19 protein-coding genes are annotated in these 17,557 nt (G+C 48.9%); 7 read left to right on the top strand and 12 right to left on the bottom strand.

The features are described from left to right. Nucleotides 1-2 precede the first annotated feature (2 nt). The 6 genes from NH568_RS11920 to NH568_RS11895 form a co-directional block, all read right to left on the bottom strand. Nucleotides 3-602, bottom strand: coding sequence for a class I SAM-dependent methyltransferase (locus NH568_RS11920; RefSeq protein WP_253047619.1), 600 nt, complete (start codon nt 600-602; stop codon nt 3-5). A 33-nt stretch (nt 603-635) separates the two neighbouring features. Continuing rightward, nucleotides 636-1,085, bottom strand: coding sequence for a hypothetical protein (locus tag NH568_RS11915; protein ID WP_253047616.1), 450 nt, complete (start codon nt 1,083-1,085; stop codon nt 636-638). A gap of 265 nt (nt 1,086-1,350) precedes the next feature. Then, nucleotides 1,351-1,575 carry a hypothetical protein gene (locus NH568_RS11910; RefSeq protein WP_253047613.1) on the bottom strand — a complete coding sequence of 75 codons (225 nt, stop codon included), beginning with the start codon at nt 1,573-1,575 and terminating at the stop codon, nt 1,351-1,353. Between the two features lie 107 nt (nt 1,576-1,682). Further along, nucleotides 1,683-2,492 carry an ABC transporter permease gene (locus tag NH568_RS11905; protein WP_253047610.1) on the bottom strand — a complete coding sequence of 270 codons (810 nt, stop codon included), beginning with the start codon at nt 2,490-2,492 and terminating at the stop codon, nt 1,683-1,685. A gap of 116 nt (nt 2,493-2,608) precedes the next feature. Then, nucleotides 2,609-3,646 carry a nitronate monooxygenase gene (locus NH568_RS11900; RefSeq protein ID WP_253047607.1) on the bottom strand — a complete coding sequence of 346 codons (1,038 nt, stop codon included), beginning with the start codon at nt 3,644-3,646 and terminating at the stop codon, nt 2,609-2,611. A gap of 95 nt (nt 3,647-3,741) precedes the next feature. Continuing rightward, a complete protein-coding gene (locus NH568_RS11895) occupies nt 3,742-4,716 on the bottom strand; it encodes an alpha/beta hydrolase (RefSeq protein ID WP_253047604.1) in 975 nt (324 codons plus the stop codon). Nucleotides 4,717-4,912: 196 nt separating this feature from the next. On the opposite strand from NH568_RS11895, the gene NH568_RS11890 reads away from it, so the two are divergent. Together NH568_RS11890 and NH568_RS11885 are read left to right on the top strand one after the other, a co-directional pair. Continuing rightward, the gene (locus tag NH568_RS11890; RefSeq protein WP_253047601.1) at nt 4,913-5,095 is read left to right on the top strand and encodes a ribosome alternative rescue factor ArfA; all 183 of its coding nucleotides are present in this window, start codon (nt 4,913-4,915) and stop codon (nt 5,093-5,095) included. 81 nt (nt 5,096-5,176) lie between these two features. Then, nucleotides 5,177-5,551 carry a PH domain-containing protein gene (locus NH568_RS11885; RefSeq protein WP_046003562.1) on the top strand — a complete coding sequence of 125 codons (375 nt, stop codon included), beginning with the start codon at nt 5,177-5,179 and terminating at the stop codon, nt 5,549-5,551. Here NH568_RS11885 and NH568_RS11880 read toward each other — a convergent pair. After that, entirely contained in the window at nt 5,529-6,227 is a 699-nt protein-coding gene (locus tag NH568_RS11880; RefSeq protein WP_253047598.1) for a helix-turn-helix transcriptional regulator, read from the bottom strand. The genes NH568_RS11885 and NH568_RS11880 overlap by 23 nt on opposite strands. A gap of 81 nt (nt 6,228-6,308) precedes the next feature. On the opposite strand from NH568_RS11880, the gene NH568_RS11875 reads away from it, so the two are divergent. Together NH568_RS11875 and NH568_RS11870 are read left to right on the top strand one after the other, a co-directional pair. After that, on the top strand, nt 6,309-6,641 hold the full coding sequence (locus NH568_RS11875; protein WP_253047595.1) for an NIPSNAP family protein: 333 nt from the start codon (nt 6,309-6,311) through the stop codon (nt 6,639-6,641). Next, the gene (locus NH568_RS11870; protein ID WP_253047593.1) at nt 6,638-6,958 is read left to right on the top strand and encodes an antibiotic biosynthesis monooxygenase; all 321 of its coding nucleotides are present in this window, start codon (nt 6,638-6,640) and stop codon (nt 6,956-6,958) included. The genes NH568_RS11875 and NH568_RS11870 overlap by 4 nt, the downstream gene beginning before the upstream one ends. Here the strand turns inward: NH568_RS11870 and NH568_RS11865 are convergent. The 3 genes from NH568_RS11865 to NH568_RS11855 form a co-directional block, all read right to left on the bottom strand. Next, on the bottom strand, nt 6,955-9,108 hold the full coding sequence (locus NH568_RS11865) for a tetratricopeptide repeat protein (protein WP_253047590.1): 2,154 nt from the start codon (nt 9,106-9,108) through the stop codon (nt 6,955-6,957). The two genes, NH568_RS11870 and NH568_RS11865, sit on opposite strands and share 4 nt — an antisense overlap. Nucleotides 9,109-9,323: 215 nt before the next feature. Beyond that, on the bottom strand, nt 9,324-10,079 hold the full coding sequence (locus tag NH568_RS11860) for a DsbC family protein (RefSeq protein WP_253047587.1): 756 nt from the start codon (nt 10,077-10,079) through the stop codon (nt 9,324-9,326). Nucleotides 10,080-10,197: 118 nt separating this feature from the next. Further along, on the bottom strand, nt 10,198-11,172 hold the full coding sequence (locus NH568_RS11855) for a winged helix-turn-helix domain-containing protein (RefSeq protein WP_253047584.1): 975 nt from the start codon (nt 11,170-11,172) through the stop codon (nt 10,198-10,200). Between the two features lie 140 nt (nt 11,173-11,312). Between NH568_RS11855 and NH568_RS11850 the strand changes: the two genes are divergently transcribed. Continuing rightward, nucleotides 11,313-12,269 (top strand): bile acid:sodium symporter family protein, encoded by a 957-nt coding sequence (locus NH568_RS11850; RefSeq protein WP_253047579.1) that lies wholly within the window; start codon nt 11,313-11,315, stop codon nt 12,267-12,269. Here NH568_RS11850 and NH568_RS11845 read toward each other — a convergent pair. Continuing rightward, the gene (locus NH568_RS11845) at nt 12,266-13,030 is read right to left on the bottom strand and encodes a J domain-containing protein (RefSeq protein WP_253047576.1); all 765 of its coding nucleotides are present in this window, start codon (nt 13,028-13,030) and stop codon (nt 12,266-12,268) included. The genes NH568_RS11850 and NH568_RS11845 overlap by 4 nt on opposite strands. A gap of 2 nt (nt 13,031-13,032) precedes the next feature. Beyond that, nucleotides 13,033-14,724 carry a molecular chaperone HscC gene (locus NH568_RS11840; protein WP_253047574.1) on the bottom strand — a complete coding sequence of 564 codons (1,692 nt, stop codon included), beginning with the start codon at nt 14,722-14,724 and terminating at the stop codon, nt 13,033-13,035. A gap of 249 nt (nt 14,725-14,973) precedes the next feature. On the opposite strand from NH568_RS11840, the gene ctlX reads away from it, so the two are divergent. Continuing rightward, the gene (ctlX, locus tag NH568_RS11835) at nt 14,974-15,888 is read left to right on the top strand and encodes a citrulline utilization hydrolase CtlX (protein WP_253047571.1); all 915 of its coding nucleotides are present in this window, start codon (nt 14,974-14,976) and stop codon (nt 15,886-15,888) included. 41 nt (nt 15,889-15,929) lie between these two features. Continuing rightward, nucleotides 15,930-17,351 carry an alanine/glycine:cation symporter family protein gene (locus NH568_RS11830; protein WP_253047568.1) on the top strand — a complete coding sequence of 474 codons (1,422 nt, stop codon included), beginning with the start codon at nt 15,930-15,932 and terminating at the stop codon, nt 17,349-17,351. Nucleotides 17,352-17,557: the final 206 nt, after the last annotated feature.

The raw sequence follows: 17,557 nt of genomic DNA, 5'->3' as shown, positions 1-17,557 counted from the left end.
GATCACGGTTTTTCTACAACCAGATAAGTGTGAACTTCTGGATATTGGTCGAACTCTAAATGTCTGATAATGCAGCCCATGTCTATGAATAGTTGTAAGAACCCGGTTACACCAAGTGACGAATAGTAAACCTCTGGCCCCATAGCATTGTTAGTGTGGCAGCCAGCCTGCGTTGTGCCACCAAATGAAAATATAAACACGCCTCCGGGGTTGAGACTGTTGATGATCTTAGCGAGCACCGGCTCTTGCTCCGATAAAGGTATGTGCCAAATGCTGTCCCATGCTGTTATAAAGTCATATTTATCTGGCAACATGTAAGTGCAAATATCACCCTGCACAAAAGAAATATCTGGATGCTTACGCCTTGCCAGAGCGAGCATCTCTTCTGAAATATCTAAACCAGTTGGCTTAAAGCCTTCATTGACCAGTAACTCGATAAAACGACCTGTGCAACCGCAGCCAATATCCAGCGCGTTGCCGCGATGTTTAACAAAACGAATCGCCCTCTGGTGTTGTGCAATGCCATTGGTCATATCAAACTCCTCACGCTCCCAGAGATGGGTAATTTGATTGTAAGCTTTTCCTGTCTCTTGTGGCTTCATTGTTGGTTTCCTGAAGTTAAAACACCTGTAGGTTTACTTACAACGAGTGCCGTTATCAACAAACCGATACGCCACAAATTGATTCTTTCCATTATTGGGCTGATTCGGAAAAACTGGAGCATGCTCAAAGCGGCCATTTAAAACATCATGCCAAAAACACCTTACTTGTTTTTGGGGATGACTTTCTGAAATCGTCTCTAACTTTGACCGAATATCCTCGTCATCCAACAGCAGCTCTGCAAATGTAAAAGTAACATCTATCTCATAAGCGCTCATGTTATTGTTGTCCAACATATCGAGTATGACAGGTTTATATTCTGTTTTGTTTTCCATAAATATCTGTACAGCACCATCATCCCAACCTGAGCCCACTAAGTTCATCTTATGTAATAGAAAGATTTGCACAGTCTTGCTCGTCAAAACAGCGATATAAAGCAATAACAGTAAGAGTAATAAGTTTCTAAAAAACTTGACTAAAGCCACGGTATTCCTTTGTTGTATAAAGCTAAGTAGAGCACTTTATCAAGGTTGAACCTTTGATCAAGTGCTGTGTCCAATTACCAAGCTAAACTAAATGCTGAAGTATCAGCCTTGTAAGTCTTTTAGAGTGTGAAGAAATAGAGCGATTGGGGATGGTACTTTGTTAAGCACCATCTGCCGGTTCAGGCATCAACTTCCCTCTGTGCGTCATTTTGGAAAGATCATTGAGCAGTGTTGATAGGTACTCGCCTTGAATACAGTGGCTTAATCAGTCACCGCCGCCGCCATCAGAGCTTCCACCGCCGCCAGAATCGTCGTTACTCAGCTCTATACTAACTCTGGTTTTATCTTTTGATGTGCTGAAGGAGCTCAGAATAAAAACAACACCTACAGCGGCCAATAACCAGCCTATTTGCTCCGGTGACGTTGAAGTCAGTTTTTCATATCCGATATAAGTAAGCGCAAAGCCAGCAATAAATGGTATTAATTTCATATAATTACTCTTTCAATTTTGGCTCAGTACTGTTGATAAAACATCTATGTTCGCAGCAATTTGGTCTCATCTTCCATATCAGCTCAGGTATGCCTGTTTATTGTTATCTAGCCACGTTCGGCTATTCCTTGCTCCAGGCACTCAGAATTTAGTCTGCCCTGCGGGCTAATCACACTGCGCACGGCGATAAATAAGCATACGGTAATGGACACACTCATCATGACCCAGACGGCAATCATGATCATCACCTGGTATTTGATGGCGACCATGGGGCTGGCGCCGCCGAGGATCTGGCCGGTCATCATGCCGGGTAACGACACCAGGCCGGTGGTGGCCATGGTCGCCAGAATGGGCGCCAGTGCTTTTTGCAGCGCATTTTGTACAAAGGGGAAAGTGGCCTCGCGCACCTGTGCACCCAGCGACAGTGCGGCTTCATATTCAGGCCAGCGGGTTTTAAAAGCATCGAAAAAGTGTTGCAGGCAAACGATGTTGGCATTGAGGCTGTTGCCCAGCAACATACCGGCCAGCGGGATCAGATACTGTGCATGATAATAGGGTGTTGGCTGGATAATCACCAGAGTGACAAAGCTTAACAGGGGTAAGAGCCCGGCGCACAGTCCGGTAAACACGGCTACAAATAACGCTCGTCCGGGAAGCCGGGCTTTACTGAGAATAGCGCTGCTGCCGATGAGCAGCATCACCAATAACCAGGCGAGGTTCACCCAGAGATTATTGAGGGTAAACAGATATTCCAGATACAGGCCAACCAGCACTAACTGAACGACCATGCGGATCAGCCCGATAACGGCTTCTTTGCCAATATTGAGTTGATACAGCGCGTTGATAGCAAAGGGCAGCAGCAGAGTCAGGCTGAATAAGCCCAGCTGCCACCACTGGATGTCGATTACCTGTTGCATCTGGGTGTCTGGCTAATATAAGTGTTTTAATTACAGTCGATTATTACACAGACAGCCATTTAAAATCACCCAGTGACCTTGTTTGCTAAAACCACAATGTCAGCTGCTATTGCAAATCAGTCTGCCAATAGCTTACTTACCCGGGCATGCTCGGCTTTCGCTTCGGTCATGATTCGGTCGATCAAGACCTCAACGGGTTCGATATCTCGGATCATTCCCTGTGACTGGCCAATAAACTGGACGCCCTGTTCCAGATCGCCCCTGATTGTGGCGGCTTCGAGCTTTTCGGTGGCGGCGCCAAAGAGGGTCAGCATACGAATTTTGTCGAACTGAGCCAGTAAGCCCAGTAGTAATTTCCACAGCGGCATATCGACCATTTTTGAGGCTTTGAAAGACTTGAAGACAGCTACAATGGGATTCATTGGGCGGCGGGTGGCTTTTTCTGCCATCGGAGTTTTCATCACCCGGGCATACAGGCCGTCGAAGTTCTTAGAGTAAATGGTGTCGGCGACCTTTTTATCGACCACCGCCTGTTTAACATTCTGGTGGACCGGGCTTTGTGTGCTGGTTGCCAGACGAGAGCCCATGGCAACGGCATCGGCCCCCAGTGCCAGTGCCGCCAGCAAGCCTTTGCCATCGGAAAATCCACCTGCAGCGATAACGGGAATGTCGACCAGCTCAACAATGTTGGGCACTAAGCACAGGGATGTGACCTCACCGCCGTGTGCGGCGGCTTCATGGCCGGTTACCAGCAGGGCATCCGCCCCGCTTTTTTGCGCAGCCAGTGCATGCTTTTCGGTCACGACGGTGGCGATGGTTTTGCCGCCGTAACGTTTAACGCCTTCTACTATCCAGTCGCCTTTACCCAGCGAAAAGTTAATCACCGGCACCTGCTCAGCCAGCGCAACTTTGGCGTTTTCTTTCGCGCCGGGCATCAGCAAAGTGATCCCTACGCCAAAGGGTTTGTCGGTGAGGGTGCGAATTTTGGCTATGGCCTGACGGGTTTGCTCCTGCGTTAACGGTCCGGTGGCTAAAATTCCCAGGCCGCCGGCGTTCGAAACCGCAGCAACCAGCTCAGGGACTGAGATCCAGCTCATGCCCGGTAAGACGATGGGTTTTTCTATGCCCAGTAAGTCGGTAATAGGTGTTTTCATGTTGATGATTTCAACTGGTCTGATGTGTTGTTAAGCATACCGATAAAGTTGCTCAGAAGAAAAGTGAATATTGCGGCAAAGTACATATTTAATGGCTAGGGTGTTTTCTCTTGCTCGGATATTTGTATTTCTTTTTGCGTATCCGCCTTTTTCTTTCGCTTCTTTTTTAGTCGCTTGAGTTCAGCTTTTTTAATGTGTTTGGCAATCCACTTTGCCATTTTACCCATCAGTATGGGCGGAAAGTCATGCCCGAGGCCTTCTACCACTTTGAGCCGTGCCTTGCGGATCTCAGCGGCGGTTTTCTGACCCGCAGTAAGCGGAAAAATCGGGTCGTGGGTGCCATGGATCACTAAAGTGGGGGCTTTGATCCGGGTTAATAAATGACGCCGGTCGCCACTTGCCGTTATAGCCGCGAGCTGGCGTTTAAAGCCTGCTGGGTTATGGGCCCGGCTGATATGCATAGTGGCTTGCTCACGGAGGGTTTGCTCATCTCTTGGGTAGGCCGGACTACCAATCAGTTGATTGAGCCTGACATTATACGAAATAGCTGCCTGGGGGCTATTGTTTCGGGGGGTGAGCCGTGCGAGCTTTATAAGCACTCCCAGACTTTTACCTGAGATCAACTGGTTGTTGGAGTTAGACATAATCGAGGTCAGGCTGAGCACTTTTTTGCGCTGCTTGGCGGCCAAAATCTGCGCTATCATGCCACCCATAGAGGCGCCGACCAGGTGAGCTTTTTTAATTTTCAGTGCCTTCATCAGTGCCAGTACATCGTCTGCCATATCTTCGAGCGAGTATGGCGCTTGTTTTCCAAAGGGGACCTTGCGGCGTAACCAGGTTTTAAACAGATTGGGGGTGCCGTAGTCGTCCAGATGGCTCGACAAGCCGCTGTCGCGGTTATCAAAGCGGATGACTCTAAACCCTTTGTCGACCAGGCCAAAATAAAGCTCGTCAGGCCACACCGTCATTTGTGCGCCCAGTCCCATGATCAGAATAATCGCCGGGGCATCTCGGTTACCGCAATCCTGATAGCTCAGAGTAATGCCGTTTGAGGTTTTAATGCTGCGCATAGAGTTTTTTAGTACGACTTTACGGTTAAGAAAAAAGTATAGCGCATAGAGAGTTACAATCTTGAGCTGAAAGCGAAATGAACAAAAAAATTTTACGAAAAAAGTAAAAAATTGACTTGCGTGCGAAGGGGAATACATCAATAATCAGCGCGCCACAATTGGTGGTTATTTAAACTAAATTCAGGAGCACAAGAGTATGGCAAGCAAACGCAGCCAGTCCCACGAACATTTACGTGGCGACATTAAAGACAACGCTTTAAAAGCATTGGTAACCAGCCCGCTGTTTAGAAGCAAAGTCGAAAAGAGCAAAAAAGGTAAAGGCAGCTTCCGTCGTAAAGACAAACACCAGGGCCGAGAGCCTTACCTTATGGCAGCTTAGGCGAGCAATAAGATAAGGCTTTCGACAAACAGCGGTTATGTTACTAAGCTTGTGGCTGATTAAATAAAATGGAGCAACCAGATGGGACTATTAAGTGGGTTATTAGGCAATGCCAGCGAAGTAGACAGCGATGAGCTGGATAAGCTACTCAACGACACTCTGATTGAAGGGGAAAGTGTAGCGCAGGCGTACAAAGTGATCCGGGATATGTTTGTGTTTACGAACAAACGCCTGATCCTGATAGACAAGCAAGGCGTTACTGGCTCGAAAGTTGAGATGCTGAGCATTCCGTACGGTAAAATCACCAAGTTCAGTAAAGAATCGGCGGGTCATTTCGATCTCGACGCCGAGCTGAAAATTTGGATTGGTTCAGAGCCCGAGCCGCTGACCAAAGAGTTTAAAGCGGGCGACAATATTAATCAGGTGTATAAAATCATTTCTCAGTATTGCCTGTAAACGCAATACCATAGGTTTTTGCAAAGAGCTCACCACGGGCCTTATCCAGGATAAGTGCCCGCGAGTCCGGTACTCTTTGCAGCCACCCTCGTTCGAGTGCATCACTTAAAATCCAGTGGCCCAGGCTACCCGCCAGGTGGTTGCGCCGCTCACTCCAGTCCAGACACGACTTACAGATCGGGCGCTTTTTCTGCTTAAGCGTGCGAATGCAGACGCCCAGCTGCTCAAAAAAGGCGATCCCCTTTGGAGTCAGCAGGGTTTCAGCTTGTTTGTCCTCAATGTAGTTAGCGCCAGCCAGCGCGTCATATAGCTGTGTACCCAGCTCACCTGCAATATGGTCATAACAAACTCGTGCGTGTCTTAAATAGGGGTCTGCTGGTCCTGTGTGTGTTTTCAGTGTTATTTCGCTACTGAGCGTCAGTAGTTGCTCAATTAACCCTGCAACTTTTTGACTCTTCAACTGGAAGTATTTATGCCTGCCTTGTTTTCTGACCGACAGTAACGAGCCTTCAACCAATTTCGCTAAATGGCTGCTGGCAGTCTGGGCTGTTATGTCCGCTTCTAATGATAGCTCCGTTGCTGTCAGGGCTTTACCCGACATGAGAGCGACGAGCATACGGGCTCTGGCGGGCTCGCCAATTAAGCTGGCAATCAGGGTGATGTCGGGTTCGTGCATAGGAATAGTTCGATACTGACCGAAGCATAGGTATTGGGTGGTCTGTATAGTGCCTAAAAACGCTAAAGGAGACAATGCACTATGATCACTTGTTTTATCGAATATCAGTTAGACCCGAGCAAACTGGCGCTGTTTGAGCAATATGCCCGAAACTGGGGAGAGATCATCCCAAGGTGTGGCGGAGAGCTGATTGGCTACTTTTTACCACACGAAGGCACTAATTTTGTTGCTTATGGCTTGATCAATTTTGCCAGCCTGGCCGCGTATGAGGCATATCGGGTTCGGCTCAAAGCAGACCAGCAAGGCCGGGATAATTTTAACTTTGCCCTTAAAGAGCGGTTTATTTTGCAGGAAAAGCGCAGCTTTTTATCTTGTGCCTCCCACACTTTTTTGCAGGGAGTGAATGTAAAGTGATAGCCGTTATTTTTGAAGTTACCCCGCACAGAGACAAGCGGCAGATTTATCTGGATGTTGCGGCTGACCTAAAAACCAAACTGCAAGAAATAGACGGGTTTATATCCATAGAAAGGTATCAAAGCCTGAGCGACTCCGGCCGGTTACTGTCACTCTCGTTCTGGCGGGATGAGACGGCAGTGCAGCAATGGCGAACGCAAGAAGAACACCGAGCTGCCCAGCAACAGGGGCGGGAGCACATCTTTGAGCATTACCGCATTCGCGTGGCTGCGGTAGCGCGCGATTACGGCAGCCATGACCGGAAACAGGTGCCTTAGCCTACTGCCAGAGGCAGTCTTATCACCATTTTCAACCCGCCCAGCTCACTGTGCTGGGCATAAATGGTGCCCTGATGCGCTTCAATCAGGCTTTTGCAAATCGCCAGGCCCAAACCAGAACCGCCGGTGCGACGGCTGCGAGACTTTTCTACCCTGAAGAGCCGCTCGAATATCTCACTCAGGTGCTCACCTGCAACACCGGGTGCGGTATCTTCCAGAGTAATGTGGATGTGTTTTTGCTGCTGCCAGACCGTAAGCCGTTGTTTACCTGGCTTATCTGTGTATAAAGTACTGTTGGCGATTAAGTTCGTGAGCACCTGCTTGATGCGATCGACATCCCAGCTGACCGTGATCTCACCAGTGAGCTGAATCTGGGCTTCCCAGTCAAAGCCTTTGCCGTGCGTAAACAGAGCAAACTCCTGCTCCCACAGTGTCATCACTTCGGTCAGGTTACATTGCACCAGATTTAGATGTAAAGTTTGTGAGTCGGCCATCGCCAGCTGGTGTATGTCTGAAATAAGACGGTTGATATCCGACAGCTTACGATTGATGGTGTTGTAAGAGGCGTCTACATCCTGAGCGATGTTGAATTGTAACGCCTCAACCTGTAACTGTAAGGCGGTCAGTGGTGTGCGGATCTCATGGGACACATCCGCCAGCATTGCATTCTTTTTATCCACGACTTCCTGTAATAGTGTTGCCCGCTCCGCGGCCAGTTTGCGCTTTTTTATTTGCCGGTAAACGATGGCCAGAACCAGCATAAAAACCCCCGCGGTGCCGAACCACCAGGCCTTGAGCTGCCACTCCCGTTCCCTCAGCTGGGTGTCTTTTAAGGCTTTGTCGAGATTCAGTGTTTCGATTTCTTGTTGCTTGCGGATGAATTCAACCCGACTTTGTAATGCCGCCAGAGTTAAATTGTGCTGGCTGTTGCCCAGTTCATCTCTGAGTTGGGTGTATCTGAGATGAGAATCCAGCGCTTTTTGTGGATCTTCAATGGTTTGATAGGTATCTGACAAGAGTTTGTAGGATTTGATCTGCCCATCTTTGTCGTTGATGCGTGTTGCGGTATCGAGCGCAGCATGGGCCAGTTGTAACGTGGTTTCATGATCTTGTTGAGCTGCCGCAATGTTTGCCTGAGTGAGCTGCGATGCCACCAGATACCCTGTCAGATTGTAGGCATTGGCAATCTCTAACGAGCGCGCTACGTAGTCACTGGCAAGTGCTAACTGCTCGGATGCCAAAGCGATTCGAGCTTGCAGATTATAGCTACGGGTCAGACCGCTTTTTGAATCAACCTGAAGATATAATCGCTCGGATTTTTTGGCAAAATGCTCGGCCTCTTTGAGGTCGCCCGTTTCCAGCGCCATAAAACCGCTACGCATAGCACTGTTGCCTATGTCCATCAGGTTGCCTGATTTTTCATCTAGCTCATGCGCCATCTTGAAGTGCTTTAGCGCCGCAGGGTAGTTTTCCATCCTCTGATATACCACGCCCGACTCATAAATGGAGTCGGCAATGCCTTTATCAAAACTTAACTCACGACTGAGCTCAAAAGAACGGGTAAAGGTATCAAGCGCACTCTCATGATCGCCTAGTGCAGTTTGAATAATTCCAAGGTTGACCAAGGCTTTTACGTAAACTTCAGTCTCACCCAAAATGCTCAGAACATTAATCGATTTCTGGGCTACTTTTAATGCTTCGATATACTTGTCTTGTCTGCGCAGCACTGCGGAAATTCGCTCATAAGATTGCGCTATCATTTCATTGTCGTTTGCGTCTATCGAGGTCTCCAGCGCATCGTTATAGTAGGCCTGTGCCTGCTCAAACTGACTCTGGTTATCTGCAATAAAGCCTAACAGCAAAAAAGAATAAGCATGATGGTATGCATTGTTTTGTGTAACAGCGAAACTTTGTAGTTGCTCGCTGCGTTGTTGTGCTTTGTTGTAATCGCCTTGACTAATCAAGGTGTGTGCCAGCGTCACCAGGGTATCATAGTACTCAGCCGGGTGAGTCTGCAGGGTGGGTTCATCCGCCAGCTGGGTCAATAGTATAATGGCTGACTGGGGGGCGGAACTTTTTATTGTATGCGCATTATCAAGCTTTTGTCGTGCCTCTGTAATGGAAAAGGCATGTGCTGACGATATACACATCAGGAAGCCTATCAAGGTACAGAGAATTACCCTGTAAATTTGTGGCCTGACCAGGCAATTTAAGCGCATCTTTAGCATCGAACGTCCAGCAATACTACCCGCATAATTTCGCGCCGAGAGTGAGAGGCGAAGGGCTATTATGAATGTTTGAATAATAACCCGTCTTCGGCAGATTGCCAATTACAGATACTTTCACTCAGTCGCAATGGGCTACTCTATAACTTTTCCAGTCTGGCGACGAGCTCTTTGGCCGGGACGTAGCCAGGTAACGCTTCCCCATTTGGTAGCAAAATGGTTGGCGTGGACTGAAAGCCAAATTGCCTGGCCAGTGCGACCTGGGTATCCAGTGAGTGTTTACACGCTGCGTTTTGAGTTGGGGTTGGCGTGCTGCGCATGGCTGCGTCCATTGCCTCGTTAGGCCTTTTAGCACAAAGCGTTGCTGCTGTTTTCTCGTAGGCTGGACTGCCTGCGCGACCTCTGGGGATCATAACGTAATGGACGGTGACACCCAGCTGATTCAATCCAGGCAACTCTTTATGGAACTTACGACAATAAGGACAGTCGATATCGGTAAACACAGTAATACTATATTGCTCATTGTTTGCCGGGTAAGTAAGTAGTTGCTCATAAGGGATGTTAGCCATGTTCTGCTGGTTGGCGATTTGCTGTATTTTGGCAATATGATCCACCCGGTTACGCACATCGATGACACGACCACTGAACAGGTAGTTGCCATCTTTTGACAGCAGCAAGTGTTCATTGCCCAGGGTGAGACGATAGAAGTCGTCCGAGTAGGGGTGCAGGTCAAAATCAATGTCTGTCCCCGTCAGTGCCCGCAATTTATTTTTTGCTTTTTCCATTTGGGTCACTGGTGCCGCAGAGGCTGGGCTTTGGGACTGAGCAGCCAGAGGTGGGGCGCTTAGCAGGGCAGTCCCAAGCAGTAAAGTAGAAAACTTACAAGACAAATTCATAGTGATGATTTCCGGTTGTGATTAGATTACACCGGTTATAACGTGTGCTGCCACACAGGGCTTATAAATTCGTCTTAAGCTACCTATAATATTCTATCAAACTAATAAGATCAGCAGCTTAAGCAAATCTCTCGCGACTTGTCTGAACGTCATGGTTTGCAGGACATAACCGCATAGAGGTCGGTCCCGGTTGGGTAAGCTGCTTGCACAGGGTCGCCTGCTGCGGGTGTGAGTCTGGTGTTGTGACCAGTTGTACCGTAGCGTTTTGTAATTTGGGTGAGTGTAAAGGTGTGGGTTGCGCCAGGATCAAGTCGGCGATCCGCTGTTGCATGACCACAGCACTGCAAATTGCCCGTTCATCTATAGCCTGTTGTCCCTGAATGGCAAAATCCAGTGCTTCAGTAAATCGGGCCTGGCTGGCAGATAGACGGCTCAGCACGTCGGATGCCTGAGAAAAATAATAGCTATTGGCCAAAGTATGTTTAACAACATTATTGGCATAATGTTGTGCCTGTGCAGTGTCTTTGAGTTGCAGCAGGGTTTCAGCCATCAGTAACTGAGCTTCGATTGAGTCCGGGTTTTCCTGAAGACTGAATGTCAGCCATTGCTGTGCGTGTGCGTAGTCCTGTTGCTCAAAGGCAATGATGGCCTTGTGATAAGCCGTCAGCGCGGGCAGAAAGGTTGGTGTTGTAGTTGCACTATGCTGACTGTTTAGATAGGCGGTGCTGACTGTACCCAGAGACAATACCACTGAGGCCGCCAGAGCCGCTAGCTGGCGCATTGGACGAGTCGACACTCGTTTGGTCTTTACCTGCCAGCAGTAACCCTGATTTGGGTAGGTGCGGATCAATTCCTGCTCAGGTGCCAGCTTTCTGAGCTCGCTGATCAGCTGAAATAAACGGTGGTCTTGTACATAGGTATGGCCCCAGACCGCTTCAATGATCTGCTGTTTGGTGACAAGAGTATTGGCATGTTGTAACAGATAGCCTAACACCTGGGCGGCTTTTGGGCGCAGTTCCAGCGTCTGTTTTCCTTGCTTAAGCGTATAGGTCTGGCAGTCGAAACGGTATGATAAAAAGCGGTACTCGGCCATATCAGTCCTTCGGGAATGTCCACAATATAGGCCTAACCTTATCATAAAGATGAGAAAAAACGAGTACAGTGGCAGGATTTGTTTTCGCTTGCGAATAAGGTATAACAAAGACACTTTTGCTTTCAAACCGAGCGCTTACTATGCTGCGTCTTGTCATTCAACTGTTCCCCGTTTGGGCCATTGCACTAAGTGTGTGTGCGTTTTATTTACCGGCGCCATTTGTCTCATTAAAGGCCGCCATTATTCCTCTGCTGGCGTTCATTATGCTGACCATGGGATTAACCCTGACACCTGGAGACTTTCGCCATGTTCTAAGCCAGCCTAAAGCTGTGCTTACTGGGCTTTTATTGCAGTTTAGCGTGATGCCGGTGGTGGCCCTGTTGATTGCTATGTTGTTTCAGTTTGATGCTGATCTGACTCTGGGCATGGTGCTGGTTGGGTGTGTCGCCGGAGGCACGGCCAGCAATGTGATGTGTTTTCTGGCCAAAGGCGATGTCGCTTTATCTATTTCCATGACAGCCATAAGTACCTTGGCTGGTGTGATCCTGACTCCCTTGCTGGTTGAGTTACTGGCCGGTCAGGTGGTGGATATTCCGCTGGCCGGAATGATGCTGAACTTACTCAAAATCGTGTTGTTCCCGGTACTGGCAGGCGTGTTGATCAATCATTTTTTCAGCACGGCAGTGAAAAGACTCACACCGTTATTACCCCTGTTTTCCGTGGCTGCTATCGTGCTGATCATCGCGATTGTGGTGGCGTTAAATGCTGCTACCTTGCCAACCATAGGGCCAATTGTGGCGTTGGCTGTGGTGCTGCACAATACGACAGGGTTGTCACTTGGGTACCTGGTTGCCAGACAGCTGGGTTTACCTGAAAAAAGTTGCCGAACGATAGCACTTGAAGTGGGGTTACAAAACTCGGGTCTGGCGGTTGCGCTGGCGATGAAGTTTTTTGCCCCGGCCAGCGCGCTGGCCGGGACTTTGTTTTCGATTTGGCACAATGTCAGTGGTTCGGTGCTGGCTGCCTGGTGGCGAAAGCGCAGCACTGGCGCTCAACCTCTACCAGCCCAGCAGCCACATGAAGTGCCGGATGCTTAGATAGAAATCATGATCAGGCCCAGAGCACAGAGAATGGTCAGACCGATAAACAGATTAGCAATGTTGCTGGTGTCACCAACCGGCTCAATACGAATTTCTGGTTCTGGCATCTCTTTATGGGTCATGTTGTAAAAGTCGGGATGACCCACCCGCTCCTCCAGCTCCTGATCTTCCGCCCAGTCAAAGTGCAGGTTCAAAAATACCAGGACTTCTATATCCAGTGGAGTGACCTCTGCTCGCTCCGACTTTTGATAGTTCAGTATGGCGTAAAATATCCGGTGCGAGGCCGCTCGACGGTTTTGCACATCCACGCAGGCAGGGTGCTCAATCAGTAACTGCCAGGCGCCTTGCTGATTGCGGCGATAGGAGTTATCCAGCAGCTCCGCCAGTTCTGCTTCAAACTCCTGCATTTCCTGATTGTTAGCAGGTAAGCTCGGCTCAACATTGCTTTCGTGTTGTTCCGGACCGGAAAAATCGGGTTGCTCCGGTGCCACGGGTAAAGTGGCTGGGGGCGCAGCCTCTGGTTCAGCCTGTGTGTCAGGCTGGTTGTGCAGCTCATCTGTTGAGCCCAGTTTCACACGTTGCTGTGGTTGCTCATCCAGATAAGCTAAAGCTGCATCGTAGGCCGCACGCAGTTGTTGAAACCCCTCAGGGTCTTCATCGGGTTTACATAACTTAAGCTTACTTGTGTAGGCACGTTTTATGGTCTTTTTATCGGCACCGGGGTCAATGCCCAGCACTTCCCAGGGATTATCTGTCACTTTTACTCACCAAATTCTTCTAAAAACCGGGTAATTTCCTGATATGCCTGATCGATACGCTGGCTATCCTGACTGCTTAATGCAGCTTCCCAGTACGTGATTAATTCTGCGATTTGCTCACGATATTGGGCACGGCTTTGTTCGTAGATGCGCTCAAGTTTCGCCATCAGCAGTCGGTTACGTTGCTGCGCTCTTGGGTGCACTTTGAGCTTTTGCATTTTCTCTTTTAGCTGGCTCTTTTCCCTGTCCGTCAGCGTGGACGATGATTGCTCAAAGGTCTGGCTGAAAGTTTGCTGTGTGCTCTCAACCGTAATGTCTACATCCAGCAGGCCACTGATATCGTAAGTAAAGCGTACCCGGATCATTTTGTCACCAATGTTGCCTGACTTAGGAAGCGGCACATCAATTTCACCCAGTTTGATATTGTTTTTGACATAGCGACTTTCACCCTGAAACACCGTCACCAACAGCTGCTTTTGATCTTTGTGGACAGGAAAAAAAGTACGCTCTTTGCTGCATGGTAAGACCGTATTGCGCTCGATAATAGGGGTAAAGTATCCACCGACCTTGCCATCGGTATCGTGTTCATTGTGGGTATCAGTGCCCAGACTGAATGCAGAAACGTCGGTCAGCACCACATCATCCAGGGCTTCATTTTTATCCACCAGGCCTGCCTGGATACCCGCGCCCAGGGCAACCACCAAATCAGGGTCAAGCTGGGTGGTTGGAAAGCACTTGAGTGCTTTGATAAGGCATTGTTTGTAGATATTCATGCGTGATGCGCCGCCAACCATCACAATGTGGTCTATGTCTGAAGGGCTCAGGCCTGCGTCATTAAATGCCCGCTCAATGGGTGAGAGTAAGCGGTTTAGCAGTGGCTGACAGATGTCGCGCATTTTCTCTTCAGTGAGCTCGTAGCTCAAGGTTTGTCCGTCTAGTTCTATATCAAAGCTTGATTGCTTTTCGCCACTCAAACGACATTTACACTCGTCAACCAAACGGGTCAGGTTTTGTTGCTGATGTTCGTTAAGTTGCTGGGGCTCCAGTTGGTGCTGGCGCAAAAAATCTGAAATCAGCAAGCCGGTAAAGTCTTCACCACCGAGATGGTTGTCGCCTGCGGATGCTTTGACTTCCATCACCCGGTCGAAGTATTCCAAAATGGTCACATCAAAGGTGCCGCCGCCCAGGTCCAGGATCAGATAATGGGTGTCATCCTCTTCGGATTGCAGGCCATAGGCCAGCGCCGCCGCCGTGGGTTCATTGATCAACCGTAAGACTTCCAGCCCGGCGAGTTCGGCTGCCAGTTTGGTAGCCTTGCGTTGATAATCGTTAAAGTAGGCTGGCACACTGATCACGGCTTGCGTCACAGGCTGTGACAACTGGGCTTCGGCATCTGCTTTAAGAGATTTGAGCACCAGGGATGATAACTCAGCAGCACTATAATGTTGCTTGCCCAGTGTTACGGTACGCTGCGTACCCATATAGCGTTTAAATAGCGCGGTGGTTTGCAATGGGTGTGAGATCAGCCGCTCCTTTGCCGATTTGCCTATCAATACTTCGCCGCTATTGTCGATACCAACTACTGAGGGTGTCAAATAATCGCCCAAAGAGTTGGGGATTAACACACTTTGTTCGCCATCCCAATAACTGACTGCACTATTGGTTGTGCCTAAGTCGATACCTACCGTGATCATCACTACTTCCTGAGTTTGTAAAATCAGCGCTTAGTGTATTGACTTTGGGTATGGGAGTAAATCACTGCTACCGTTTTTGCATTTATTTTCTTATAGTCGTAAATCGATGAAAAAATATTCCAGGTAGTTGTACGTCTATTCTGTACACCTTGTCAGTGCATGGCGCAGGTTCTTGGAGCTTGTACGCGTGCTTTGCAGCATAAAAGGTAACGAATTTTTTCAGTTTCAGCTAAGAGAGGTATCTCAGTTATGTTTCCACAAGCGCCCAGTGCCGTTGTGATGATCCGGCCACACCATTTTTTGCCCAATGAAGAAACCCGGGCCGACAACAGCTTTCAGTCTCAGGACCAGCAATTTGACGGCGGCATCAGTCAACAAGCCTATGAACAAGTATCGCGTGTGGCAGAGCAGTTGGAAGAGGCGGGTGTAAGGGTGCACTTGTTTGAAGATCTGGGCACGGATACGCCCGACTCAGTATTTCCTAATAACTGGTTTTCGACGCATGCAGGAGGACAAATTGCCATTTACCCTATGTATGCGAAAAATCGTCGCAGGGAGCGTCGCACAGACATTATAGAGCTGCTTAAACGTGAGTATCGGGTACAAGATGTAATCGACTATTCTGGTCTGGAATACGACGATCTGTTCCTGGAAGGCACGGGGGCTATGGTGCTTGACCATATCGAGCGCGTTGCTTATACGGCGCGATCTAAACGCACGGATTCACATGTACTTGAGCGTTTTTGTAGTCACTTTAATTTCGAACCTATGGTATTTGATGCCATCAGTGAGCAGGGCGTGCCTGTCTATCATACCAATGTCCTTTTGTGTGTTGGCAGTGATTACGCATTGGGTGGGTTTGACATGATTGTGGATCCAAAACGGCGCGCAGAAATTAAACAAAGATTGCAGCTCGCAGGTAAAAAGCTGATAGAGTTGAGTGAGGCACAAATCAATGCGTTTTGTGGCAACGCCCTGGAACTTAGCTCAGACAAGGGTCGTATTTTGGCGCTGTCACAAACGGCATATGATGCACTGGCGGCAGAACAAATAGCGGTACTAGAATCATGTGTCAGCTTATTGCCGCTGAACGTCTCTGCAATAGAACTCGCGGGCGGATCGGTGCGCTGTATGCTGGCGGGTGTGCACTTATCCCGGCGTTAGACGCCGGGAACAATAACAATAATTACAACAGGCAGGTGAGTATGATGGCATTGATTGTAGACCCGATTAACAATCTTCTTTGGGGACAGGGCCAGATACTTATTTACCTGCTGCTGATCGCCGGAGTGTGGTTTACCTGGCGACTGAAATGTGTCCAGTTTCGCCATTTTGGCCACATGTTCAGCGTGATGAAAGGTAGCATGAGTGGAGACAGTTCTGGGATCAGTTCTTTCGCTGCATTGTGTACCGGCCTATCTGCGCGGGTGGGCACAGGAAATCTCGCCGGCGTCGCAATGGCTATATCTCTGGGCGGTAGCGGCGCGGTATTCTGGATGTGGGTCATTGCGCTGCTTGGCATGGCGACCGGGTTTGCGGAAAGTGTCTTAGGTCAGTTGTATAAAGTCCGGGATGAGCATCGTGAGTTTCGCGGCGGTCCTGCCTATTACATTCGTGCTGGTCTGGGTAAGCCTAAACTGGCGGTGGTGTTTGCGCTGTGCTTATTCCTGGGATATGGTTTTAGTTTCAGCGCCATGCAGGCTAATACAATTGCTGAGGCACTCAATAATACCTTTGCCATTAATCCGCTTTTTACAGGCCTGGTAATTGCCGCGCTGGCTGGCATGATAGTGTATGGCGGCTTGCGCAGTATCGCCCGTTTTGCTGAACTGATCGTGCCATTTATGGGCCTGGCGTTTATCGCAACGGCTCTGGTGATCTTAATCATCAATATTACCCAAGTACCTGCTATGTTGCTGGATATTATTCAGTCGGCATTTGGCCTGACCGAAGCCGGTGCAGGGGCATTGGGCGCAGCCATTAAAAATGGTATTCAGCGAGGTTTGTATTCAAACGAAGCCGGGGCAGGTAGTGTTCCCCATGCTGCTGCAGGCGCGACACCTGTGCCCAATCATCCGGTTGCACAGGGATATGTGCAAATGCTCGGTGTGTTTATAGATACTCTGGTGTTATGTAGCTGTACTGCTGTGGTGGTGCTATTGTCAGGGTTACCTGTCAGCGGCGAAATGGCGGGGATCAGTCTCACTCAAAACGCCATGCAATCGCACTTTGGAGAAGCAGGCGAGTATCTGATAGCGGCCGCAATTACCTTGTTTGCTTTTACCTCTGTGGTGGCCAATTACGCTTATGCAGAGAGCAATCTGCACTTATTTAAATTGGATAACAAAGCTGGGCGCCTTGGTTACACGACGGTTTACCTGGCTATGGTATTGTGGGGCGCAAGCGCTACCTTACAACAAGTCTGGAGCCTGGCAGACATGGCACTGGGGTTAATGACCTTAGTGAATATTTACGCCATCATTCAGCTCACCCCGACCATTATGAGCCTGACCAAAGACTATCAGACCCAGAAAAAGTCAGCCCAGACAATCCACTTCGACCCCACCAAAGTAATCTACCAAGGCTCCCTACACGAGGATGTTTGGGTGAGCAAAAAAAGAGATTAAGTATCTCTTTTTTTGCGAACGCGAGACATGGATGTCGAGCCGGAAGCCCTTCACAAGGAAGTGTCTCCACTCGTACCTAAGATTAAGTATCTCTTTTTTTGCGAACGCGAGACATGGATGTCGAGCCGGAAGCCCTTCACAAGGAAGTGTCTCCACTCGTACCTAAGATTAAGTATCTCTTTTTTTGCGAACGCGAGACATGGATG

The organism is Pseudoalteromonas sp. XMcav2-N, from assembly GCF_024124545.1.
GTDB lineage: Bacteria > Pseudomonadota > Gammaproteobacteria > Enterobacterales > Alteromonadaceae > Pseudoalteromonas.
This window is presented reverse-complemented; position numbering and strand designations above follow the sequence as displayed.

Coding starts and splice junctions, on each gene's coding strand:
- NH568_RS11920 (WP_253047619.1), bottom strand. CDS start 602: ATGAAGCCACAAGAGACAGGAAAAGCTTACAATCAAATTACCCATCTC.
- NH568_RS11910 (WP_253047613.1), bottom strand. CDS start 1,575: ATGAAATTAATACCATTTATTGCTGGCTTTGCGCTTACTTATATCGGA.
- NH568_RS11905 (WP_253047610.1), bottom strand. CDS start 2,492: ATGCAACAGGTAATCGACATCCAGTGGTGGCAGCTGGGCTTATTCAGC.
- NH568_RS11900 (WP_253047607.1), bottom strand. CDS start 3,646: ATGAAAACACCTATTACCGACTTACTGGGCATAGAAAAACCCATCGTC.
- NH568_RS11895 (WP_253047604.1), bottom strand. CDS start 4,716: ATGCGCAGCATTAAAACCTCAAACGGCATTACTCTGAGCTATCAGGAT.
- NH568_RS11890 (WP_253047601.1), top strand. CDS start 4,913: ATGGCAAGCAAACGCAGCCAGTCCCACGAACATTTACGTGGCGACATT.
- NH568_RS11885 (WP_046003562.1), top strand. CDS start 5,177: ATGGGACTATTAAGTGGGTTATTAGGCAATGCCAGCGAAGTAGACAGC.
- NH568_RS11880 (WP_253047598.1), bottom strand. CDS start 6,227: ATGCACGAACCCGACATCACCCTGATTGCCAGCTTAATTGGCGAGCCC.
- NH568_RS11875 (WP_253047595.1), top strand. CDS start 6,309: ATGATCACTTGTTTTATCGAATATCAGTTAGACCCGAGCAAACTGGCG.
- NH568_RS11865 (WP_253047590.1), bottom strand. CDS start 9,108: ATGTGTATATCGTCAGCACATGCCTTTTCCATTACAGAGGCACGACAA.
- NH568_RS11860 (WP_253047587.1), bottom strand. CDS start 10,079: ATGAATTTGTCTTGTAAGTTTTCTACTTTACTGCTTGGGACTGCCCTG.
- NH568_RS11855 (WP_253047584.1), bottom strand. CDS start 11,172: ATGGCCGAGTACCGCTTTTTATCATACCGTTTCGACTGCCAGACCTAT.
- NH568_RS11850 (WP_253047579.1), top strand. CDS start 11,313: ATGCTGCGTCTTGTCATTCAACTGTTCCCCGTTTGGGCCATTGCACTA.
- NH568_RS11840 (WP_253047574.1), bottom strand. CDS start 14,724: ATGATCACGGTAGGTATCGACTTAGGCACAACCAATAGTGCAGTCAGT.
- ctlX (WP_253047571.1), top strand. CDS start 14,974: ATGTTTCCACAAGCGCCCAGTGCCGTTGTGATGATCCGGCCACACCAT.
- NH568_RS11830 (WP_253047568.1), top strand. CDS start 15,930: ATGATGGCATTGATTGTAGACCCGATTAACAATCTTCTTTGGGGACAG.